The organism is Mucilaginibacter sp. OK268, assembly GCF_900103125.1.
GTDB lineage: Bacteria > Bacteroidota > Bacteroidia > Sphingobacteriales > Sphingobacteriaceae > Mucilaginibacter.
On the sequence record NZ_FNJV01000013.1, the window covers coordinates 42,220 to 65,548 of the forward strand.

General features: G+C 44.4%; 25 protein-coding genes. 16 read left to right on the plus strand and 9 right to left on the minus strand.

Translation table 11 applies throughout. From position 1 onward, the window contains the following. The first annotated feature begins 19 nt into the window (after nucleotides 1–19). From BLR84_RS29825 to BLR84_RS27725, 3 genes are all read left to right on the plus strand, one after another. The gene (locus BLR84_RS29825) at nucleotides 20–334 is read left to right on the plus strand and encodes a DUF6660 family protein (RefSeq protein WP_143014012.1); all 315 of its coding nucleotides are present in this window, start codon (nucleotides 20–22) and stop codon (nucleotides 332–334) included. A gap of 79 nt (nucleotides 335–413) precedes the next feature. Further along, nucleotides 414–4,790: a CusA/CzcA family heavy metal efflux RND transporter gene (locus BLR84_RS27720; protein ID WP_090473512.1), complete on the plus strand. Its 4,377-nt coding sequence runs from the start codon at nucleotides 414–416 to the stop codon at nucleotides 4,788–4,790. Between the two features lies 1 nt (nucleotide 4,791). Then, the gene (locus BLR84_RS27725) at nucleotides 4,792–6,003 is read left to right on the plus strand and encodes an efflux RND transporter periplasmic adaptor subunit (RefSeq protein ID WP_090473513.1); all 1,212 of its coding nucleotides are present in this window, start codon (nucleotides 4,792–4,794) and stop codon (nucleotides 6,001–6,003) included. A 245-nt stretch (nucleotides 6,004–6,248) separates the two neighbouring features. Here BLR84_RS27725 and BLR84_RS27730 read toward each other — a convergent pair whose 3' ends face one another. From BLR84_RS27730 to BLR84_RS27740, 3 genes are all read right to left on the minus strand, one after another. Further along, entirely contained in the window at nucleotides 6,249–6,950 is a 702-nt protein-coding gene (locus tag BLR84_RS27730; protein ID WP_090473514.1) for an NUDIX hydrolase, read from the minus strand. Between the two features lie 177 nt (nucleotides 6,951–7,127). Beyond that, nucleotides 7,128–7,475, minus strand: a complete 348-nt coding sequence (locus BLR84_RS27735; RefSeq protein WP_090473515.1) for a TfoX/Sxy family protein — start codon at nucleotides 7,473–7,475, stop codon at nucleotides 7,128–7,130. A gap of 122 nt (nucleotides 7,476–7,597) precedes the next feature. After that, nucleotides 7,598–8,839: an RNA polymerase sigma factor gene (locus BLR84_RS27740; RefSeq protein WP_218128517.1), complete on the minus strand. Its 1,242-nt coding sequence runs from the start codon at nucleotides 8,837–8,839 to the stop codon at nucleotides 7,598–7,600. Nucleotides 8,840–9,006: 167 nt separating this feature from the next. On the opposite strand from BLR84_RS27740, the gene BLR84_RS27745 reads away from it, so the two are divergent. From BLR84_RS27745 to BLR84_RS27800, 12 genes are all read left to right on the plus strand, one after another. Further along, a complete protein-coding gene (locus tag BLR84_RS27745) occupies nucleotides 9,007–9,483 on the plus strand; it encodes an RNA polymerase sigma factor (protein ID WP_090473516.1) in 477 nt (158 codons plus the stop codon). Beyond that, nucleotides 9,467–10,078: a hypothetical protein gene (locus tag BLR84_RS27750; RefSeq protein ID WP_090473517.1), complete on the plus strand. Its 612-nt coding sequence runs from the start codon at nucleotides 9,467–9,469 to the stop codon at nucleotides 10,076–10,078. The genes BLR84_RS27745 and BLR84_RS27750 overlap by 17 nt, the downstream gene beginning before the upstream one ends. A gap of 80 nt (nucleotides 10,079–10,158) precedes the next feature. Next, a complete protein-coding gene (locus BLR84_RS27755) occupies nucleotides 10,159–10,605 on the plus strand; it encodes a nuclear transport factor 2 family protein (protein WP_090473518.1) in 447 nt (148 codons plus the stop codon). A 75-nt stretch (nucleotides 10,606–10,680) separates the two neighbouring features. After that, complete coding sequence (locus tag BLR84_RS27760) at nucleotides 10,681–11,583, plus strand: helix-turn-helix domain-containing protein (RefSeq protein WP_090473519.1); 903 nt, start codon at nucleotides 10,681–10,683, stop codon at nucleotides 11,581–11,583. Nucleotides 11,584–11,764: 181 nt separating this feature from the next. Further along, nucleotides 11,765–12,772: an aldo/keto reductase gene (locus tag BLR84_RS27765; RefSeq protein WP_090473520.1), complete on the plus strand. Its 1,008-nt coding sequence runs from the start codon at nucleotides 11,765–11,767 to the stop codon at nucleotides 12,770–12,772. After that, nucleotides 12,772–13,740 carry a zinc-dependent alcohol dehydrogenase family protein gene (locus BLR84_RS27770; protein ID WP_090473521.1) on the plus strand — a complete coding sequence of 323 codons (969 nt, stop codon included), beginning with the start codon at nucleotides 12,772–12,774 and terminating at the stop codon, nucleotides 13,738–13,740. Before BLR84_RS27765 ends, BLR84_RS27770 begins: the two co-directional genes overlap by 1 nt. 11 nt (nucleotides 13,741–13,751) lie before the next feature. Further along, complete coding sequence (locus BLR84_RS27775; protein ID WP_090473522.1) at nucleotides 13,752–14,531, plus strand: N-acyl homoserine lactonase family protein; 780 nt, start codon at nucleotides 13,752–13,754, stop codon at nucleotides 14,529–14,531. A gap of 193 nt (nucleotides 14,532–14,724) precedes the next feature. Beyond that, nucleotides 14,725–15,129 carry a tautomerase family protein gene (locus BLR84_RS27780; protein ID WP_090473523.1) on the plus strand — a complete coding sequence of 135 codons (405 nt, stop codon included), beginning with the start codon at nucleotides 14,725–14,727 and terminating at the stop codon, nucleotides 15,127–15,129. Between the two features lie 142 nt (nucleotides 15,130–15,271). Next, nucleotides 15,272–15,871 (plus strand): hypothetical protein, encoded by a 600-nt coding sequence (locus BLR84_RS27785; protein WP_090473524.1) that lies wholly within the window; start codon nucleotides 15,272–15,274, stop codon nucleotides 15,869–15,871. 131 nt (nucleotides 15,872–16,002) lie between these two features. Further along, complete coding sequence (locus BLR84_RS27790) at nucleotides 16,003–16,491, plus strand: OsmC family protein (protein WP_090473525.1); 489 nt, start codon at nucleotides 16,003–16,005, stop codon at nucleotides 16,489–16,491. A 2-nt stretch (nucleotides 16,492–16,493) separates the two neighbouring features. Next, a complete protein-coding gene (locus tag BLR84_RS27795; protein WP_255367061.1) occupies nucleotides 16,494–16,856 on the plus strand; it encodes an isochorismate lyase in 363 nt (120 codons plus the stop codon). Between the two features lie 192 nt (nucleotides 16,857–17,048). Then, entirely contained in the window at nucleotides 17,049–17,342 is a 294-nt protein-coding gene (locus BLR84_RS27800) for a GIY-YIG nuclease family protein (RefSeq protein ID WP_090473526.1), read from the plus strand. A 156-nt stretch (nucleotides 17,343–17,498) separates the two neighbouring features. Here the strand turns inward: BLR84_RS27800 and BLR84_RS27805 are convergent, their stop codons facing one another. The 3 genes from BLR84_RS27805 to BLR84_RS27815 form a co-directional block, all read right to left on the minus strand. Further along, nucleotides 17,499–18,041, minus strand: a complete 543-nt coding sequence (locus BLR84_RS27805) for a DUF4199 domain-containing protein (protein WP_090473527.1) — start codon at nucleotides 18,039–18,041, stop codon at nucleotides 17,499–17,501. Between the two features lie 118 nt (nucleotides 18,042–18,159). Beyond that, entirely contained in the window at nucleotides 18,160–18,633 is a 474-nt protein-coding gene (locus BLR84_RS27810) for a response regulator transcription factor (protein WP_090473528.1), read from the minus strand. A gap of 133 nt (nucleotides 18,634–18,766) precedes the next feature. Further along, nucleotides 18,767–19,351: a nuclear transport factor 2 family protein gene (locus tag BLR84_RS27815; protein WP_255367062.1), complete on the minus strand. Its 585-nt coding sequence runs from the start codon at nucleotides 19,349–19,351 to the stop codon at nucleotides 18,767–18,769. An 83-nt stretch (nucleotides 19,352–19,434) separates the two neighbouring features. Here BLR84_RS27815 and BLR84_RS27820 point away from each other — a divergent pair, with 83 nt between their 5' ends. Further along, on the plus strand, nucleotides 19,435–20,442 hold the full coding sequence (locus BLR84_RS27820) for an AraC family transcriptional regulator (protein WP_090473529.1): 1,008 nt from the start codon (nucleotides 19,435–19,437) through the stop codon (nucleotides 20,440–20,442). A 5-nt stretch (nucleotides 20,443–20,447) separates the two neighbouring features. Here BLR84_RS27820 and BLR84_RS27825 read toward each other — a convergent pair whose 3' ends face one another. The 3 genes from BLR84_RS27825 to BLR84_RS27835 form a co-directional block, all read right to left on the minus strand. Further along, the gene (locus BLR84_RS27825) at nucleotides 20,448–21,374 is read right to left on the minus strand and encodes a hypothetical protein (RefSeq protein ID WP_090473530.1); all 927 of its coding nucleotides are present in this window, start codon (nucleotides 21,372–21,374) and stop codon (nucleotides 20,448–20,450) included. A gap of 158 nt (nucleotides 21,375–21,532) precedes the next feature. Next, nucleotides 21,533–22,717: a M20 metallopeptidase family protein gene (locus BLR84_RS27830; protein WP_090473531.1), complete on the minus strand. Its 1,185-nt coding sequence runs from the start codon at nucleotides 22,715–22,717 to the stop codon at nucleotides 21,533–21,535. After that, the gene (locus BLR84_RS27835; RefSeq protein WP_090473532.1) at nucleotides 22,710–23,171 is read right to left on the minus strand and encodes an SPOR domain-containing protein; all 462 of its coding nucleotides are present in this window, start codon (nucleotides 23,169–23,171) and stop codon (nucleotides 22,710–22,712) included. Before BLR84_RS27835 ends, BLR84_RS27830 begins: the two co-directional genes overlap by 8 nt. Between the last annotated feature and the right edge of the window lie 158 nt (nucleotides 23,172–23,329).

Here is a 23,329-nt window from a genome sequence, read left to right on the forward strand (position 1 = left end):
TAATCTAACTTTGTCACCGATGAAATATTTGGCCATCATCATAAGCTTATACATTTCCCTCCTCTCGGTAATGCCGTGCCAGGACAGGGATGATGCTGTATTGGCTCAATCGCACCTAACCATCAGGCAGGCGCATGATGGCAACGAAGCTTGCTCCCGCGAGGCTTGTACTCCTCTTTGTTCTTGCTCCTGCTGTTCAAGTGTTAGAGACATACTTCTCGAAGTACAAGCTCTATCATTTCAACAAAATACTTTTATTCCATATCCCGATCTGATCATTCCTGCTTTATCTGAGCAGGACATCGCTATCTGGCAGCCGCCGCGATTAAGTTAATACGAATTTCCTTTTAATTTTTTTGCCCGTCATCACGCATGACGAGGCATGGATTGTCGCATTAATTTAATAAAATTTCATGTTTGATCATATTATCGCGTTCTCTATCCGGAACAAGGTAACTATTGGGATCATGACGCTGCTGCTGGTGATTGCCGGGATCTATTCCGCTGTCAATTTACCAGTCGACGCGCAACCCGATATTACCAATAACCAGGTACAGATCATTACGCAGGCACCCAATCTGGGCGCACAGGAAGTAGAGCAATTTATTACCGCTCCCATTGAACTATCTATGGCAAATATTGCCGGGATAGTCGAAAAACGGTCTATCTCTCGTTCGGGAATATCCGTTATAACCCTAGTTTTTAAAGACAATATTGATATATACTGGGCACGACAACAGGTAACGGCTCAATTAAAAGAAGCTGAAAGCAATATCCCCACCGACCTTGGTCAGCCTATGCTGGCGCCGATAACAACCGGGCTTGGGGAAATTTACCAGTATGTGATCCATCCCCAAAAAGGCTACGAGCAAAAGTATACTGCTACCGATCTCCGCACCATCCAGGATTGGTTGGTACGTACACAATTAGCCGGTACTGTAGGCGTTGCCGAAGTAAGCGGTTGGGGCGGCTTTGTTAAACAATACGAAGTGGCACTGGATAATGATAAACTTAACTCACTGGGGCTTACCATTCCCGATGTTTATACCGCCCTTCAAAAAAACAATGAAAACACAGGTGGCTCTTACATCGAACAGCTCAACAACGCTTACTTTATCCGTGGCCTGGGGCAGGTGAAATCCCTGGATGACATCAAAAAAATTGTTGTTAAAAATGTAAAAGGTTCGCCCGTTTTGATACGGGATATTGCCATGGTGCAGTTTGGCAGTGCCACCCGCTATGGCGCGGTAACCCGGAATGGCCAGGGCGAAGTAGTGGCCGGTGTAACCCTGATGCTGAAAGGCGAAAACTTTAGCCAGGTGATCAAAAACGTAAAAGAGCGGATGGTGCAGATCAAAAAATCGCTACCCGAAGGCGTGACTATTGAGCCTTTTATTGACCGTACCGAACTGGTAGACCGGGCAATCGGCACCGTAAAACGAAACCTGCTGGAAGGTGCGCTGATCGTTATTTTTGTATTGGTGCTCCTGTTGGGCAATTTCAGGGCAGGTTTGGTGGTAGCTTCTGTTATTCCGCTGGCTATGCTGTTCGCGTTTTTAATGATGCGATTGTTTGGCGTTTCGGGCAACCTGATGAGTTTAGGCGCTATCGACTTCGGACTTATTGTAGACGGCGCGGTGATTATTGTAGAAAGCGTGGTACATCATATTACCAGCGGCCAATATCAGAAGAATGCTATCGAAAAGCTGAGTACCGAACAAATGGATACCGAGGTACAAAACAGCGCCGGCAAGCTCATGAAATCTGCCGCTTTTGGGCAGATCATTATCCTCATCGTTTATCTTCCCCTACTGTCGCTCATTGGTATTGAAGGTAAAATGTTCCGGCCGATGGCTCAAACTGTGGCCTTTGCTATTTTGGGCGCTTTTATCCTATCGCTCACTTATGTACCCATGGCCAGCGCCCTGTTCCTGAGTAAGAAAACAGTACATAAAACCAATATTTCCGATCATATCATCAATTTCTTACAGCGAATCTATCAGCGGGCGCTGATAGTTGTGTTAAAGATGAAGATGCTGACCATAGCAGTAGTTTTTATATTATTTGGCATCTCGATATGGGCATTCAGCCGCATGGGCGGTGAGTTTATCCCTACTCTTGAAGAGGGCGACCTCACTGTAGAGATCTCCATGATGCAGGGCACCTCCCTTTCTGAAGTGGTCAAGACCTTCGGGAAAGCGGAGAAATTATTGAAGGACCGTTTCCCGGAAATCAAACAGGCGGTTACCCGGATCGGCAGTTCCGAGATACCAACCGATCCTATGCCTATTGAACGGGCAGATATGATGCTGGCGATGAAACCAAAGTCCGAATGGAAAAGCGCTGCGACCAGGGAGGAAATGTCCGCAAAAATGGAAGCCGTGTTGGAAGAGCTCCCCGGCATCCACGCCTCTATTTCACAACCCATGCAAATGCGTTTTAATGAGCTGATGACGGGCATCAGGCAGGACGTAGCCATTAAGATATATGGGGAAGATTTGGATGTTTTGGCTGATGAGGCCGGTAAAATAGCGAAGGAGATCTCAACGGTAAAAGGTGTAACCGAGCCTTATATCGAAAAAGTGATCGGCTTGCCGCAGATACAGGTATCCTATAACCGTGATAGGATGGCCCAGTATGGCTTAAATATCAGCGACGTGAATCTAATCCTAAAAACAGCCTTTGCCGGTAATGTGGCAGGTGTGGTATTTGAAGGTGAGAAGCGTTTTGATATGGTGGTACGCATGGACCGCAACCTGCGCGAAAACATTGCCAATGTGGAAAATCTGCTGATCCCACTCCCATCGGGTAATAAAGTACCGCTGAACCAGGTAGCCGATATCAGTATCAAAGATGCTCCTGCCCAGATCTCCCGTGAGGATGGCAGGCGCCGCATCTACGTAGGTTTTAATGTGGAGGGCCGCGATGTGGAATCAACCGTAACGGAGATTCAAAATAAACTGGCTGGCCGGATAAAACTACCCGGTGGTTATTATATGACCTATGGCGGGCAGTTTCAGAACCTGCAAGCGGCAAAAAGCCGGCTGGGCATAGCGGTGCCTGCGGCATTGCTGTTTATACTGGTATTGCTGTATGTCACATTTCGCTCGGTTAAGGAAAGCCTGCTCATTTTCACGGCCGTTCCATTGGCCTCCATGGGTGGCATAGCTGCTTTATTGCTTCGCGGTATGCCTTTTAGCATCTCGGCAGGGGTGGGATTTATTGCCCTGTTTGGGGTGGCCGTGCTTAATGGTATTGTGCTCATCGGCTATTTCAATCAACTGAAAGAAGAGGGCATGAGCAATATTTATGACCGTGTACTGGAAGGCACCAAAACAAGATTGCGCCCGGTACTTATGACCGCCTCTGTGGCCTCGCTGGGTTTCCTGCCTATGGCCCTGTCATCAAGCGCTGGTGCCGAAGTGCAAAAACCACTGGCTACCGTGGTAATAGGTGGCCTGGTTACCGCCACATTTTTAACCCTGTTTGTATTGCCTTGCCTTTACCTGCTGTTTAATAGAAAAGAGGTAAGCAAAATAAAATTGCCCAAGGCTGTCGCTGCTATTTTAATTACAGGCATACTGGCTATAATCGGTGCACCTAAGGCAAATGCGCAAAGCAATCCACCATTAACGCTGGATAGCGCGATAGCCAAAGCACTAAATCAAAATCTGAGGGTACGTTCTGCAGGATTATCCGTTGATCAGGCCCGGGCTTTACAAAAATCATCAGCCGATCTGCCTAAGACCGAATTTCTGCTTACCCAGGATCCTACCAGCGGCGGCAATATTGATAACAGCATCGGCATAAGCCAAAACATTGCCTGGCCGGGCTTTTATAAAAACCAGCGAAAATTATTGGATCAGCAAACCCGGTTGGTCGAAAGTTCGGGTGCGGTCACGAAGGCTGATATCATCAGGCAGGTACGCGGCGCCTGGTATGCTTACCTTCTGAACCGGGAAATGCTAAGGGTTTTGGACCATCAGGATAGCATTTACTCCGGCTTTGTAAAAAAAGCGGAGGTACGACGAAAAACAGGCGAAACATCCGCGCTGGAAGTGATCAGTGCCCGTAATAAGTATCAGGAAATTCAAGCCCTCCGGATAGGCACACAAGCCGACCTACGCAGTAATGAGTTGGCATTACAGCAATTATTGAATATGGCTGAACCGGTAGTTGTGAGCGAAAGCGCTTTGCCCATACTGCTTGATCTCCGCTCTGATACGGCCAATGTAGCCGATAACCCACAGGTAGGCCTGGGCCTTCAGCAAATTGAAGTGGCCCGAGCAAAGGTAGCAGTCGAAAAATCGCGGCTCATGCCCGATTTTACTTTGGGATATAACCAACAGTTGCTCATCGCGGGGTTTAATCCGGCCAATATCAACCGGAGCTATTCGCCGGGTACGCGAATCGGTGGTTTCCAGGTGGGTATTGCTGTGCCTGTTTTCAGCAAGGCTTACACGGCACGGATCCGTTCCGAAAAAATAGCGACCCAGGTAGCCGAGATCAATTATCACCAAACCCGCCAGCAGCTCCGCACCCAATATGAACAAGAGCTACAGCAATATCAAAAATTCAGACAGGCGGTAGAATATTATACTTCCGGCGGATTAAAGCAAGCCGATGAACAGTTAAGAATAGCGCAGGTATCCTTCAATCTGGGAGAGATAGGTTATATCGAATATATCCAGAATACATCAGCAGCTATACAAACCAGGCTTGCCTACCTCGAAACGGTAAGTCGCTTAAATCAGTCGGCCATACAAATTCAATATATCAAAGGAAAATAAAATGCAGATTCAAAAATATAAATACGCTATCCCGGTACTGATCATTTTGGGTACCGGCGTGCTGGCTGCCTGTTCGGGCAGTTCGTCAAAAAAGGAAAGTGATAAACCACAAGAGGAAACCAAAGTAAAAACCGCCAAACCAGATAACCTGATGCTTACTGGGGCCCAAATGAAAAATGTGGGCATCGAAGTAGGTACTATCCCGCAAAAGAACCTTGACGCGGTAATCAAGGCAAACGGGCAGCTGGCTGTTCCTCCGCAAAACAAGGCGGATGTAAGCATCCTTTCGGGCGGGGTGATCGGGCATATCAGTGTGCTCGAAGGGCAGCAGGTTAAACGCGGCCAGGTATTGGCCACCATCAGCAACCAGGACCTTATCAAAATACAGCAGGATTACCTGGCGGCCAAAAGCAATTTTACCTATGTACAGGCAGAGTTTAACCGGCAGCGCCAGTTACAGGACGCCGGTGCCGGAACAGGCAAATCATTTCAATCGGCACAGGCTACTTATAATGCCGAACTTTCACGGATCAAGGCCTTTGAAAGTCAGCTCAGGCAATTAAGCATCAGTCCAGATCGTATTAACAGTGGTCATATTGTTTCCAGTTTTCCTGTAGTTTCGCCCATCACCGGAACCGTGGGTAAAATCTCGGCCAATACAGGCGCGTTTGTACAGCCGGGCACATCCATCATGGAAGTGGTGGATAATTCCAAGATCCATTGCGACCTTACCGTATTTGAAAAGGATCTGATGCAGGTAAAGCTCGGCCAGAAAGTAAATTTTCAACTTACCAATCAGGGCGACATGATGATCACCGGGAAGATCAATGGCATTAATAAATCTTTTGAAAATGAAAGCAAGGGTGTTATTGTTCATGCTGAGATCGATAACCGGCAGCATAAAAACCTGATCCCGGGAATGTATGTTACCGCCCTCATCAATATAGGCAGTCACCCTGTACCGGCTGTTCCGGTTGATGCGGTTGTGCGTTCCGGCGGCAGACAATATATCTATATAGTGACCGATGAGCAAACCGGACGAGGTAAAGCAACCAGCTACAGCTTTAAAAAGGCCGAGGTTGCAACCGGTGTAATGGAACTGGGTTATGTAGAAATTAAACCGATGACCAGTTTACCAGCTAATGCCAAAGCAGCGCTAAAGGGAGCATTCTACCTGGAGTCAAAAGCTGAAGGCGGAGCGGATGATGATTAATTATTGGGCCTAAATAAGAAAACCTCTATGTCATTTCGACAAACAGCGATGGACAAAGCAGTGGAGTGAGGAGAAATCTTCTGCGTAATGCAAGGTTCCAAATGCGAATCGTAAAAGATTTCTCCTCGTACCTCGTTCGAAATGACATTGGGTTTAATATTTTCAGTTAATGATTGTTGAAATCACTTTTATTTATTTTGCCAGAAAGCGCTCGACTAATTAAAAAACTTTAAGAAGTATAAAAGTTAAAGTGTATCCGGATTTGGGATAAAATTCATGAAAGCCTGGAATTTGGCGTAGTAATTCTGCATGTTGAGCTGGTAATAATAGGCGCCTCTTTTTGAGCCTGCTTTATCTTTATCGGTCAGCTTAATGAGCAGCCCGGTTGCCAGCACTCTTTTGCTGAAATTTCGCTTATCAATAGTGGTATTAAAAACACATTCATAAAGCGTTTGCAGCTGGGGAATGGTAAATTTGGTAGGCAAAAGCTCAAACAATATAGGGTGCATGGCCGCTTTATAGCGGATGCGTTTTTTGGCCTGCTCCAACATTTCCTGCTGGTCAAATATCAGCTTGGGTGTCCGTTTTAGCTGGAACCATTCGGCATGATAATCTGAACTGATCTGAGTTTGATACTTTTGTATATCAATAAGCGCGAAGTACGCTACAGAAACGGTACGTTCCATAGGGTCGCGGTTAGGTTCGCCAAAGGTATATAGCTGCTCCAGGTATACCCCCTCCAGCCCGGTTAATTGTTTTAGGATACGGTTAGCCGCCTGGTCAATACTTTCGCTGCCCTGCACAAAACCACCCATCAGGCTCCAGTTCCCTTTCTCGGGCTGAAATCCCCTTTTGATCAGTAATAGTTTTAAAACTTCTCCGTCAAATCCAAAAATAATGCAGTCAACAGCCAGCAATAACCTGGTCTGTTTAGAGTATTTTAGCATCTTATATAATCCGAATTATAATAAAAAACAAAGATAGAATTACATTCGATATAAGCATAAATAAAAGAAATTCCAAAAAAAATCTAAAAAGTTAGATGCCAATCGATGAAGTAAAGTAGGAAAAAATTATTAATCAACGTGATATAATTGTATAAAAAACAGTTATGGAGAGGTATTTCAACTATTTTTCTTCTTTTTGGATGGTTTCGCGATCTTGTTAAACTGCAGACAAAGGTTTATCCAATGGTCAAAATCTTTCGCTGTGCGCAGGTTTTCTGCCTCCACAAAAACAAAATCTTTCATCACCCGGCTCCCGTGTACCATCTGGCGGCAATTATCATTTTCCAATGCGATAGCCGCCTGCTCGTTGCCTATGCGGCACAGCATATCCTGGTTGCGTATGCAAACGCACATTTTATCATTAACCATAAAGCACAAACCCTGAAACATCTTTACTTCATTTACCTGCTCTTGTTCGCTCAGGGCTTCCCGTATCCGGTTAGCTAATAATTCGTCATATGCCATAGTTTTTGAGAGTCAAGATATTAGAGTCAAGAATCAAGATTAAAACCAAGGACTAATCATCATTGAGCGCATTTAGATTAGCTCTTAATTCTTGACTCTAATATCTTGATTCTTTTCCAAAACTATTCCAATTTTTGCAGGTCCTTACGAATCCGGTTTTTCTCGGTGGTTGTTTTCGCCTGTTTCAACGCGGTTCGTAAATGTTTTATAGCCTCCTGCTGATCAATCCCGGTATACAGGTGTCCCAGTAAAACATGATACAAATGATTACCAGTCAACTGTAATTTTTCGGCTTCGGTTATAGCTTCCTGTTTCCCCCTGGCCCTGGAAAGCGCGTAAGTGCGGTTAAGGGCGGCAATGGGTGAATAAGCAATTTGCAGCAGGCCGTTATATAATTGTAATATGTTCTCCCACTTTTGGGGTGTATCGGTATTAATGGTATGCCAGTAAGCAATACCTGCTTCCAGGTGATATTTACCTAATTGGTCACCCTGCGATGCCCTGTGCAGGTAAGCATTACCTCTTGCTATCAGCTCTGTATTCCATAAGCCGGTATCCTGTTCATCATAGCGTATCATTTCTCCGTGCTCGTCAGTACGAGCCTCAAAGCGCGAAGCGTGAAAACACATGAGGGCAATAAGCGCGTTGGTATCGGGCAAATTGGTGCTTTTATTTTCGGTTAATAAAACGGCCAGGCGCAGGGCCTCCAGGCAAAGATCTTTACGCAGGGTAGTATCTTTACTGCTGGAATAATAGCCTTCGTTAAATAGCAGGTACAATGTGGTTAAAACCGGCTGTATCCTGGTGCTGATCTGGGCTGGCGGTGGAAATTCGATCTTTACATTTTCCTCGCGCAGTTTTTCCTTCGCCCTGAACAGCCTTTTGTTAATGCTCTCTTTGTTGGATAAAAAGGCGTCGGCTATTTCGTTGATGCCAAAACCGCAAAGGATCCGGAGTGCCAAACCTATCTGGGCTTCGGCGGGCAGTATGGGCTGGCAGATGGCGAACATCAGTTGGAGCTGGCTATCCCGAATGTGCTCGTCCGACAGATCTATCACCATTTCTTCAGGACCTTCATAAGCTGCCTGCAGGTTGCTGGTGATCTTTTGAGCAAATAGTTTATCGCGTCTCAGATAATCTTTGGCCTTGTTGCGGGCCACGGTATATAACCAGGCTACCGGGTTATCGGGCAATCCTTTTAAACTCCATACTTCTGATGCGGTTAAAAAAGTGTCGCTGGCAATATCTTCAGCAATTTCGGGGTATTCAAAACCAAAATGCTTATAAAGCACCGAAGCTATTTTGCGGTATTCGGTACGGAACAAATGGGGTAATAACTCTTGTTTATTAATATCGGCAGCCATATTGGTTTATCATGATCCTAATATAAACGTATTTCTGGCGTCCCTGTTTAAACTTTTGAAAGAGTGGCGCAAACTTTACAATCTATCATTAATACTTTTATAAAAGTGTAGCATTTTAAAAAATTTGGTATCTAACAGCGCATAAACATTGGACTGGAGTTCAAAACATGTCATTCGAAGAAATATACGACACTTATTACAGCAAGATATTCCGCCTGTGTATGGGATATATGAATGATCATGACTGGGCGCAGGATGTTACCCAGGAAACTTTTATTACGGTATGGCAAAAGTTATCGCAGTTTCGCAATGAATCGACCATCGGTACCTGGATATATCGTATAGCCTCCAACCACTGTTTAAGGCAACTGGAAAAGCAAAGTAAAATGCCCAAGGGCGAAATGCCGGTTCAACTGGAAGATAAACCACCGCCAGACACTGATAGCCAGGTGCAACTGCTGTACAAATGTATTGCCGAACTGCCCGAGATCGATCGTATTATTATTTCATTGGAACTGGAGGATGTTAAACAAGCCGAAATCGCGAACATCGTAGGCCTTTCCGAAACCAACATCAGGGTAAAAGTTTACCGGATAAAAGAAAAGCTCTCCCAAAAATTCAAAAAGTATGAGCACCAATATTGATTTTAAAGCCATTTGGCAACAGCAGGATGTTGTTGCTAAGCCTGATATAAAGGAGGTTATTAAAAAATCAGGCCGGCTGAAGAAAAAAACGAGGAATAAATTGCTTTGGACAAATGGCTTACTGATAGCCGTAACTATTTATTATATAGTTTTCCTCTATTACGGCTATCATTCCTCTATGATTACCACCGTTATAGGTGGTTTGCTTACCATTACCGGCTTCGTGGCTTATCTATTGATTTCCAATGGTTTATTATTAGATTTGTTTAAAAGCCATGCCGAGGCCGATAGTTTTGCTTATTTAAAGGAGTTATTGGCCATCAAAAGGAAACAGGAAATTGTTGAAACCAAATTAGTAAAACTGTACCTGATCACCCTATTTGTTGGTGTGACTTTATTTATGATTGAGCCGGTTATAAAAATGGGTGCTATTTGGGGAAGTGTTGCGTATATTTGTTTATTCGCATGGATGGCTTTCGCTTATTTCTATCTGATTCCACGAAGAGTCAAAAAGCAACGTGCCGAGTGGGCAACTATTATCGAAAAACTACAAACTATTAATGATCAGCTAACTCAAACCGGGCACCTGGAATGATGCATAGCCGATATTGATAAATTATTAATTAATTAGGTTTAAGTTTGAAACAAATTCAATATTTTAACATCTAAAGGGGTATGGAAGGCAATAAAATAATACAAGCAATTACAAATTTATTCAATAGCGTTGATGCCCGTGACTGGGAATCAGTGCACAATGTAATGGCGGAAACTGTTTTGTACGACTATACTTCAATGGTGGGCGGTGAACCTTCTGTACAAACACCCCAGGAAATTATAGATATCTGGTCGCATTTTATGCCGGGTTTTGACTCTACCCATCATCAGATCTCCGAGTTCAGGGTAAAACTTCACGGCAACCAGGCCGATGCAGATTATGTGGGCAAGGCCGATCATTTTATGGACGACGATGTATGGACAATTTCCGGAACTTACCATACTAAACTGGAAAAGCAAAACGGCATCTGGCTCATCACTCATCTTCAATTGAACTACGATAAGCAAAGCGGCAACACAGGTCTGCCTCAACGGGCTAAAGAACGATTGGCCAAGCTGCAATCTTAATGTAAAGATTTATGGTGATAGCCGCATATCCATTGCGGTCATCTTCCCGGTTATTTGAATTTCATAACTTTGAGTATGCATCCAACCGAAACAATCGAAGAATTTTACGAAGGTCATCCCGCCATGAAGATGATGCCCCTGGCAGATAATCAACGTGGCGCCGGGCACTTTAATGTATACCCCCGTGGCGAGATCTGTCATAACCTGACCAGCTATCACCGTCGCGATTTTTATAAAATATCATTGAGCATCGGAGGAGGCACCTTGTATTATGCCGATAAGGGCATCACGTTTGATAAATGTGCCCTGGTATTCTCAAATCCAACCATCCCCTACTCCTGGGAGGCAGCCCCGGTACAGCAAACCGGCTATTTTTGCCTCTTTACTGAAGATTTTATTAGCAGTAACAACCGCAGCGAAAGTTTTATTGATTCGCCTTTGTTTAAAGTAGGCGGCAGTCCGGTTTATTTTGTTAATGATGAACAAGTGAAGATCATCAGCGATATATTTTGCAAAATGTTGGATGAGATCGATAGCGATTATATGTATAAATATGATCTGCTGCGTAATTATGTAAACCTTATTGTACACGAGGCGCTTAAACTAAAACCGGCCGATTCTTTTTTTAAACACAGCAACGCTTCATCGCGCATAGCCAATTTATTTATGGAGCTGCTGGAGCGCCAATTCCCTATCGATTCGCCCAATTATGCGTTGAAGCTGCGTACCGCTGCCGATTATGCCGGCCGTTTATCGGTACATGTGAATCATTTGAACCGGGCGGTGAAAGAGATCACCGGCAAAACCACCAGTATGCACATTGCCGAACGCGTGGCCAAAGAAGCCAAGGCCCTGCTCCGCTATACCGACTGGAACGTGGCTGATATTGCCTACAGCCTGGGCTTTGAATACCCGGCCTACTTTAATAACTTCTTTAAAAAACAAACCACACTCAATCCAAAAGCCTTCCGCGTTTAATTGTTTGAGAACTTCACCCTCCTCTCCAAAGGAGAGGGTTCAAAAAGCGAAGTTGAAGTCCTCTCCTTTGGAGAGGATATAGGTGAGGCTAATTGTTTGAATTTTATAGGTTTTGGTTTGATAAGTGTAAACGGCACGGTTCGTGGGCGCTATATATTTGTATTATCAAAACAGAAACACTATGGAATACAGAAATTTAGGAAACACCAACGAAAAATTATCGGCCATTGGCCTGGGTTGCATGGGTATGAGCTTTGCCTATGGCCCCATTGATAATGAAGAGTCTATAGCCACCCTTAACCTGGCGCTCGACCTGGGCATCAACTTTTGGGATACGGCCGATATGTACGCCGACGGTAAAAACGAAGAACTGATATCGAAAGTACTTAAAACCAATCGCGATAAAGTATTTATCGCTACCAAATTTGGTTTCAGGTACCGTGATCCCAATGCTCCTTACGCAGGCAGCGGAAATTCAAATATTTATTTCGACGGATCACCCGCCCATATCAAAAACGCGGTGGAAGGAAGCCTGAAACGTTTAGGTATCGACACCATCGACCTGTACTATGCGCACCGCATCGATCCTAATGTACCTGTGGAAGAAATGGTTGGCGCTATGGCCGAGCTGGTTAAAGAAGGGAAAGTACGTTACCTGGGCCTGTCAGAAGCGTCCGCGGCCAGCATTCGCAAGGCACATGCGGTTCACCCGATAGCCGCACTGCAAAGCGAATACTCTTTACTGAGCCGTGATGTAGAAGGTGATATCCTGTCCACCCTGCGCGAACTGAATATTTCGCTGGTACCTTACAGTCCGCTGGCCCGTGGCTTGGTAACCAACACGGTAAGTAAAGACGAATTAGCGGCTGATGACTTCCGCAGGATGCTGCCCCGTTTTAGCGAGGACAATTGGGACAATAACCAAAAACTAGCTCATGCCTTTGCCGATATTGCCCAACAAAAAAACGCCACACCTGCACAACTGGCTTTAGCCTGGGTATTGGCACAGGGCGATGATATTATACCTATCCCTGGCACCAAAAAACGTAAGTACCTGCAGGAAAATGCCGGTGCCGTTGATGTAAAATTATCCACTGCCGATTTGCAGGAAATAGGCGCCTTGTTGTTAAAATACCCTGATACCGGCGGCCGCTATAATGAAGCCTCTTTAAAACTAACTAACCTATAATGAAAGCCATCTATTTTGAAGAAACGGGTGACCCTCAAAATGTGTTGTTATTAAAACAGTTTGACAAACCCACAACAAAGGAAAATCAGGTAATTGTAAAACCCCTGGGCAGCCCAATAAACCCTTCTGATTTTTTCTTCATCAGTGGTAATTACCGGGTCAAGCCCGAGTTACCGCAGATAGCGGGACTGGAAGGGGCCGGCATTATTGAAAGCACAGGCCCAGGTGTCGATCTGCCGGTTGGCGCCCTCGTATCTTTTTTCAGTCGGAATGCCTGGGCCGAATATGTAGCCTTGTCAAAGGATGATGTACTGGTGCTACCCGATGATTTTCCGGTAGATAAAGCCATTCAGTTTGCGCTAAACCCGATTACCGCCTGGGGTTTACTGGAGCGGGCAGACTTGAAGACTGGCGACTGGCTATTGATCACCGCGGGTAATTCAGTCGTATCAAAATTGATCATACAAATAGCCAAGCTGCGCAGCATAAATGTAATAGCTACCGTGAGGGATGATAAAAATACAGCTACTTTAACCGCTTATGGTGCTCATGTTATTAATGTAAATAAAGATGACCTGATCGAATACGTCCAACAGGTAACCGAAGGTAAAGGCGCTCACGTAGCTTTGGACGCGGTAGGTGGCAAAACCGGCAGCGATGTTTTAAAATGCCTGCAACCCGGCGGCCGACTGATCATTTACAGCCGCTTAAGCCCTGACCCCATACAGCTTTACAGCGCCGATGTGCTTTACAAAAATATCTCCATCAACGGATTCGGTATCAGGGCTTACCTGGAAAGTAAAACTGCCGAACAAAAGGCCAGTATCATAAATTCGCTGGTAACCATTATTGGTGATCCTCAATTTAAAATGGAAGTTGCCGCGAGCTTTCCACTTGATAATTACCAGGAGGCTATCAAAACCGCCGTTGAAGCAAAAAAAGAAGGAAAAGTGCTGTTTAAATTTTAAACATTAACCGTATGCTCAGCAAAGATCTTGTCGTAAATAAGTTGTACATCATCCCGGCAGGCCATGGGATACTTAAGGCGTTTTTCTTCAATACCGATCTGGGGGCCGATAACCCCCAAATGATCCATTCGCCGCTTTGCATTTATTTACTGGATACCAGCGATGGGCCTATCCTGATAGACACAGGCTTTGCCGAAGTTTTTCTGAACAATCCCGATTTTTACAAGGGCACACCGCTCGACGGATTGTTGTACATGTATATGAAGGAGGAACACCGCATCCCCAATCTGCTTAAACGTGTTGGCTACCAACCGGAAGATATCAAACTGGTGATCGCTACACATTTTCACAGCGACCATTCCGGCGGGAACCCCTATTTCCTGGAAACCCGTACCCCCATTCTGGTACAACAAAATGAGTTGGCTATTTTAGACGATGAAAATTATTCGCCGCCGGCATGCCGTATCAGGGATATGAACTACCAGGTAATTGATGGCGACTACCAGCTGTGCGATAATATCCGGTTGATATCAACGCCGGGCCACTCACCCGGTCATCAGTCGGTACTCATCAATACAGCAAGTTCCAGTTATGTGTTGCTTTGTATCGATGCCGCGCTAACAGAAGCTAACTTCAGGAATAATATACCCTATGCTGCACCGGATCCGGAACTGGCAGCCCCATCATTAAAAAAGATACAAGCTATTGCTGCTGAGCATAAGGCCTTCCCCATTTTTGGGCATGATGAAAAGCAGGCTAAAGCGCTTAAAGTATATCCTGAATTTTATTGATAGCAACCCCGTTATAGATAAAACTTATACGTTTAAACAAGCAAAACAGACATGCCGTTATTTACGGCATGTAAAAAATCAGGCAAGGTAATTATTGTGCTAAATCAGTACGTTTTTGTCATTAAGAAGTAACAAAATGCTAAAAAACTTATCTAAAATAAGTTAGTATAATATTTATCCATAATTTAGTTTTATGCCTTTTGTACGAATAAGCTTATTGAAAACATTGGCTACTGATGCCAAGGACAAAATATCCAAGGCGGTACATGAATCATTAATGGCAGAATTTAATGTACCCCTGGATGATTACTTTCATGTTATTGAAGAGCTGGAGGCCTCGCAATTATACTACCCCAAAAACTATCTGGGTATAGCGCACAGCGGCAATATGGTGTACGTGCAGATAACGGCAGGCTCGGGCCGCACCTATCAACAAAAAGAAAAACTATACGCCGCCATCGCCGGTAAAATAGCAGCCCAAACCCCTGTACTGATCAATGATGTGATCATCACACTGGTAGAAAACGGCGGCAAAGAAAACTGGTCGTTCGGCGAGGGTAAAATTCAAAACCTGAGCCATATTAAAACTGCAGAGTAAAAATAGCAGGCATAGCAGCATTGCTCCTGCTTATATGTCGTTTTTATACAATTTATTACCGCTAACCACCTGTAGTTTTGTAAAGAACAGATAGTTTGTTGTTGTATCACTTTATCATTAATCAGCGTAAATAATTAAAACCATGGCAATTGAACCACAAATTTTACCAAGAATAGCTATCCGCAGTATTGGTGGGGGCTTATTGCTCATGGCCCTTTTTACCATGATGTGGGCGGGTATAGCACAGGGCGGCCTGGAGCATTATGATCATCACGCGGTGTTGATCCTTTTTTCTATTTTCAGTGTCATATTTGTGGTATACGGCATTACAATATTAATAGCTGCGCAAAGATTTCCCAAATTTACCGGCGACAGCGATGCGGCCGAAGGTAAAATGATGGCTACCCGTTTCGGGATCATTTTTGGTATTGAAGGAACGGCCATACCCATTATTTCGGTTATACTGCTGGTGTTGGGATATCAACAGTTTACGTTACCCGCCATTGCCCTGATTGTTGGTTTGCACTTTTACCCCATGGCAAAAGTGTTCAACAGAACAATCGACTATTATTTAGCCACCTGGACCTGCCTGGCAGCCTTAACCGGTATCATCCTGATGGCCGGTCACCAGTATACCCAGGCGCTTGATTTAACCATAATGGGTATTGGAGTAGCCCTGGCCACTTCTGCTTATGGCTTTTATATGCTGGTTAGCGGATATAACTTAATTAAAAAACGATAGCAGGAAACGGGTTTGAGTCCTGCCGACCCTACTTTATATTACACTATGAAACCATCATGAGCTACCGCTCACACCAGAATGGATAAATCGGCTCATGATAGCTTCATTGCGATTAAAAAACAAATTATCTAATGAAAAATCATCATTATCAAACAAACGTAACCTGGACCGGTAATACAGGTGACGGAACTAAAGATTACCGGGCTTATGAACGATGTCACGAGATCAACATTGATGGCAAACAGTGTATCTTAGGTTCATCAGATCCAAATTTTCGTGGCGACAGATCAAAGCACAGTCCCGAGGACCTGCTGGTTGCGGCGGTTTCTTCTTGTCATATGCTGTGGTACCTGCATTTGTGCACTACAGTGGGAGTTGTGGTAACCGCCTATGAAGACAATGCCGAAGGCGTAATGCTTGAGAACAGGAACGGAAGCGGCTGCTTTACCGTGATACTGTTAAGACCGGTGATTACCATTATGGACAGGGCGATGATTGACAAAGCCGAGGAACTGCATAAGGAAGCTAATAAAATGTGTTTTATTGCTAACTCCTGCAATTTCCCTATCCTGCATGAAGCGCGCTACCAGGTTGTTACGGAGGAAGATCTGGCCATATAAAAATGATCGTTGCTACACTGAAAAATAACGAAGCTAAGCCCTCCTATAAGTATAAAAAGATGACCACCAGCAACCTACCCGACGAATGCCGGGACATGACCGATATACGTCGGGAAATTGACGCTATAGACAGGCTGGTGATCGCATTAATAGGTCGCCGGTTTAAGTATGTACAAGCGGCTGCCAAATTCAAAAGAAACCCCACTGACGTAGCCTCGCCCGAGCGGTTTAAAGCCATGCTTGCCGAAAGAAGGTCCTGGGCACAAGCAGAAGGACTTTGCCCCGACGCGATAGAAAAAATGTACGCCGACCTGGTAAACCATTTTATTGCCGAGGAACTAAAAACCTGGAAGGCCCATCATTAAAGATCCGGCTTTTTTGTAGAGACGCATCACATGCGTCTCTGATTATAATATATCGTAGATACCGTGTACAAAAGGCCTGTCACCCTGAGCTTGTCGAAGGGCGTGCGCAGAGGCCTGCCCCCCATGCTTCGACGGGGCTCCATGACACCCGTTTTTCTATTTTTACCAAGACGATTAGCTATCTTTAAATTGATGAACCATTATCATGTTTATATATTGCGTTGTAGCGACGGCACCTATTATACAGGAATAACCAACAACATCGAAAGAAGATTAATAGAACACCAATCAGGCGAAAACCCAAAGTGTTATACTTATAAACGCCTACCTGTAACACTTGTTTTTAATGAAGTGTTTAATGACGTCAATCAGGCAATCGCTTTTGAAAAACAAGTAAAAGGCTGGCGGCGCGAAAAGAAAGAGGCTATTATAAATGGCAATTGGGATCTATTGCCAGAATTAGCGAAAACCTTTAAAAACAAATAGGCCTGTCACCCTGAGCTCGTCGAAGCGTCGTGAACAGAGGCCGCCCACCATGCTTCGACGGGCTCAGCATGACACCTTGTTTTATCCTTTAAGGATGCCTTTTCTTCTTCAGAGTTTCGCGAAATATATCCTCCCGCAAAAGAGACCTAAAAATTATTAAACAGCAGGTATCCCCACCTCAGTAGCAGGCTTGCGTTTTAAGATCAATGCGGCTATTAAAGCGATAACCAGGCCCACAGGCAAAATCTCCATATAGGTAAGCACGATCACCCCCAGCGGATTTTTATACATAGCGGCATAACCTGCCATTTGCTCCTTTTGCCGGGCGATCTCGGCCTGGCTGGCCCCACTCGCTTGTGCTTTGGAGATAACGTGCGCCACATATTTATCCATAAAATCGGGCATGAAACAATAATACGCAACCAGCCATGTCAGTACATATATGGTTGAACCCACCAACGCGATGTAAAGCCCCATTTTAAAAGCCTTCCCAAAGGAGATAGCGCCATTATTATATTTATCCCTAAAATTTTTGACAGCGACAAAAATAAAGGAAAAGGCCACGATCATAGATACGTAGCCCATCCACATACTGCCCTCAAAGTTTGAGTTATTGTAGTGGCCAACAACCGCAACCATCATCCATCCTGCTGTGATGATTCCTGCGATTGCTCCAAAAACAAGTACATTTTTTTTCATGATGTTTATTTTAATTGGTTTAACAGGACAAAGTTGAGCGATCAAAAACTTTTTACGGTCATACTTTTGGGTGATTTTGATGAACGAAACATCATTTCATACCAAAGTATGAGCTTTATTAGGGTATAATGCACAATCTTTTAGCCATTTCAATAGCCTGCGTCCGGCGTTTTACTTCCATTTTATCAAACAGGTTTGATGAGTGCGTTTTAATGGTATTTAACGATACAAACAAACGTGCGGATATTTCCTGATTACTTAGCCCTTCGGCCATCAACTCCAATACTTCCAGCTCACGCCGGCTCAGATTAAGACGGGTCAATTCATGCTGATTTGGAGAAAAGTCAGACACGTTACTGATATAAACTGGTTTTTCAACTACCACCATTTCAACTTTGGGCTTAGTCAATTTTAAGGCAAGCCAGATCCCAAGCAAAGTAAAGAGCACAGCTATGGCACCTACATAAACCTCATAAGCGTTACTGATAATAATAAAATGAAACTCGAGCCATTTCAATAAAAACAAAAGCACAGCCAACGCGGCGCCATATAGCACAATACGCTTGTTTTTGATAAATAACTTAAATGTCATGATAATGCCGGTTTGCTGATTTCATCTTAAAAATAAGCTATTTTAAACAGATATTAAACCCCTCATTATAAGTATCAAACAAAAAGAGACGCCTACGATGCGTCTCTGTGGATAACCTAATGGTATAAAGATTTCAATCGCCCCAGAACATTTCTTCTTTAGCTTCATCAGCGGTAAATACTTCAACCTTGATGATCTTGCCATTCTCCACGGTGTACACATCAATATTATCTACATCCAAAATACCACCGGCAGGCTGGGCGGCATTCCAGTGCAGCAGGCAGGCCACTTTGTTACCACTAACACAGATGGATTTGATATCGGTGAGCTTTAAGGTATTGGCAGATAGTTCAAACATTTTGCCTACCATCTGAAACACCTCATTACTGGAATGTTTAATGCCCGAAATGCGACTGTTACCTGGCTGGCTCCACTGCACATCAGGATGTAACAGGGTGTTTAATTTTTCAATATCTGCCACTTGTACGGCGTTTAAAAAATCGGTTACTACTTGTTTTACTTCGTTTTTCATGTTACTTGTTGTTGTTTGATGAATAGAATTTGTTAGTTGTGTCTGGCTGTAGCCAATGGTGGCCAACAGGCATAGCACACCGGTCATTTTGATTGATAAATGCTTTGTTTTAAATAGCGACATGGTGTTTTCCTTTCTTTTTGATAAACCAAAGGTCGCCCGGAAAGCCAGCTTATAACTTACCATTACGCGACATCTGCTTACCACATTACGCCATTTTTTGGCAGTGCCATTTACTACAGGTACATTAGTACAGCAATCAAAAAATCATGGAAGATCAGCTTAAAAAACTAACAATAAGTTTACTGGCCTACGCTGTACAACGCGACCTGTCTCCCGAAACATTGTGCCGTTTATCAAACATATCCACGGCCCAGTTGCAAACGGATAAACAGCCGCTTAGCCCCAAACAGGTGGGCGACTTATGGCTCAACGCTATTCATTTAAGTAAGGATGATTTATTTGGCCTGCACTTTGGTGAGTCGTTGCAGCTATCGGCACTGGGTATTGTTGGCGAGATCATTAAGAGCAGCGAAACCGTTGGTAATGCCTTAACTATTGCCGCATCGTTAACCCATTTAATCACCACAGCATTTACTTTGAATGTAAGGCAAAATGAAGATTCTTTTTCGGTAGAATTTATCCCAACTTCACCTGATTGGCAAAGCTCTACTACATCGGTACAAACACTTGACCTGTTGATGGTTTTTGTGGTACATGAACTGGATGGATTGATGATGAAAAAGATAAGTCCGCGGGCTATCAGCTACGGCAGGCCAATTGATAACATTGCGGAATATGAACGCGTAATGCGCTGCAAGCCGGTTATGAATGCCGCTACTAACACCCTCACCTTTGATAAAAAATACTGGGACGAGCAGATCATCACCGCTAACTATGAACTACAGCAGATCTTACTCCAAAAGGTAAGTCCGCTGAAAGATGCGCTGGCTGAAAAACAAACGCTCAAAAACCGGATCCATAATTATTTGCTGGCCAACTCTTATTTAGGCATCGTATCGTTGGAAGATATAGCGGCCAACTTTAATATCAGCGCGCGAACTTTGCAACGGAAACTCAAAGAAGAAGGCATTAACTTTCAGCAGGTGGCTGATGAGGTGCGCAAATCACTGGCCATTAACTATTTAAAAGCAGGTTCCTATCCGGTTAAGGAAATATCCTACATGCTGGGTTATAACGAGCTAAGCGCTTTTACCCGCACCTTTAAACGGTGGACAGGGATTACCCCGGCCATTTATCAGAAGAATTATAATTGATTGGCTTATTCCTTTTTGTAATCCTTATGTACAATTAAAAAGCTGGCGCGTTCTTCTTTATGAAAAGGGATATTCCAGTTGCCCTGGTAGGTTATTTTAGTGGGCAGCAGTTCACCACCGAAATTATTGAGCTCGATGTTCATCTGCACATTAAAATCAACAAACATATTGCTGAACTTCATATCGATATATCGGCCCAATATTTGGAAGGTGCGCTCATCAAATATGGTGGTCATTTCCTTGATCATGGTATCACCGTCTGATGTGCTGGGCTTGCACCGTACCCTGAAACGGTAAACCGGGATAGTATCCAGGTACTTCCCACGCGCAAATTCGTAGTAATAGTACCCACGCATATCGCCCGCGAATATCTCGGTTTTGCTGCTGATAAAAGGGATCCCTTTTACCTTACGCCCCGGGGTAAAAATGAGTGTTTTAAGTTTGTCTTTATACGATTCATTTTTACCTCCTGATCCTGGCAGCGCATCGCCTTTGGTAAAGTCGGAGTTATAGGCGTTCATGAAAATATAGTCGAACATCTCTACGGTATATAGTTGGTATTTACCGTTCTTTTTAAACACGTTACCGCTATCCGCTTTGGCTATATACTCCATCCGGTGTTTGCCGGCAGCATTGCTGTGGATGATCTTGCGGTATATTTTACCATCAACCTTGTTCTTTTTATCGTAAGTAAAAATGCGGTTCTCGGCGGTAAAACCGTAGCGTTTCATGTTTTGAAAAGCCTTGTAAAAACTGGTATCGGCCAGTACGGCATCAATAAAATCCTGCGCGTTTAGCCTGTGCGATTTGATATCAACCAACGAGTCGATAACAATAGTACGTATCGTATCGGGATTAAAACGCTTGATCTGCTGCGCGAAAGAAGAACTCGAGGCAATGATTAATACCAGCGCTATTATTGTTTTTTTCATCAAGGTATTGATGTTCAATATTCAAATGTTATCTGTAATCCAAAAGTCTCCCAGAGTCATCCTGAACTTGTTTCAGGATCCCATCAGATAGGCCTTGCCAGTATGCTGTACACCTTACTTGTGGGATGCCGAAACAAGTTCGGCATGACAGGCGTGTGTTAATTCCCCAGCTGCTTAATAGCCAGGTAAGCCATTAAACCGGTGCTGATCTTAAACGCATCCTCTTCCACATCAAAGGTTGGTGTGTGTACCGATGAGGTAATACCGCGGCTTTCGTTACGGGTTCCCAGGCGGTAAAAACAGCTGTCGGCAACTTGCGAGTAGTAGGCAAAATCTTCGGCAGCCATCCAGATATCCAGGTCGAGCACGTTTTCTTTACCCAGGTAATCTTCGGCATGGCCACGGGTTGCGGCAGTTAGCACTTCTTCGTTGATCAGGAAGGGATAACCACGCATAATATTAAAATCGCAGCTGCCGCCCATGCTTTCGGCGATCCCTTCGGCCATTTTTTTCATGCGTTTGTGGGCCTCTTCGCGCCATTTCTCATCCATGGTGCGGAAGGTGCCTTCCAGGTAAACCTCGTTCGGGATCACATTGGTAGCGCCGTTGGCAATCACCTTGCCAAATGACAATACCGACGGGCTTTTTGGATCAGCAAAACGACTTACTACCTGTTGCAGCGCGGTTAATATATGTGCGGTAATAATTACCGGGTCGATATTTTGTTGTGGTTGGGCTCCGTGGCCTCCTTTACCTTTCACCGTAACATAGATCTCATCAGTCGAGGCCATATACTTACCTGCCCTGAAACCTACCTTACCGGCATCAATTAAAGGCATTACGTGCTGCCCTAATACGGCTTGCGGTTTAGGATTTTCCAACACCCCTTCTTTGATCATGATACTGGCCCCACCGGGCAGTTTTTCCTCGGCAGGTTGAAATATCAGCTTTACTGTACCCGCAAACTGGCTTTTCAGCTCTGTTAAAATACGGGCGGTGCCTAATAACGATGAAGTATGCGCATCGTGACCGCAGGCGTGCATAACGCCAACGTTCTGTGATTTGTATGGCACATCATTAGCCTCAATAATAGGCAGCGCGTCCATATCGGCACGAAGGGCTACGACATTGTTGGATGGTAAATCGCCTTTGATTAAAGCTACCAAGCCCGTATCAGCCATTTTTTCGTAGGTTAAGCCCAGTTCTTCCAGCTTGCCAGCCACAAAAGCAGATGTTTTTTGCTCGTGAAATGATAGCTCGGGATTGGTATGCAAATGGCGGCGATTAGCCACTACATCATTAAATATTTTTTGGGATAATTCCTGTATTTGTTCTTTAATCATTGGTATCCGTTTTGGGTAGATTTATTTTTTCTGAGATGATGAACAGGCTCGGGAATGAGGCCCGCAATTCCTGCATTAGCTTCTGCGCTTCCAGGCGTGTCCTGAAATCGCCGGCACGAACCTTAAAATTTGGCTCGTTATAAATGATATAGGTACGCAACTCGGGATATTCGCTTTGCAGTCTGGCCTGGGCATTGTAGGCGTCCTTGCGGTTTGATCCGCTGAAGAACTGCACCCTGTAACCGTAAGATGAAAAGGCGACGGGAACACCACTCGCGCTGCTCATCTCATAACGTTTGGCTATCAGCGTATCCACAAGGGGATCCCTAATCACCTCAACCCTGCCGTGTGTTTGCTGCGCAAATACCTGGGTTGATGCTATCAAAAGCACAAAAAAAATGCAGTATTTGATAAAGGCTGGTTTAGCTTGATGATCAAATACTGCTTTTTTCATTTTCTGTTTCTATTAAAAATAAAGCCTGTCATGCTGAGCCCGTCGAAGCATGGTGGGCGGGCTTCTGCGCGCGATCCTTCGACAAGCTCAGGATGACAGGCCCTTTTATCTAAAAAAAGATTTGTCATTCTGAACGGAGTGAAGAATCTATTCGTCTA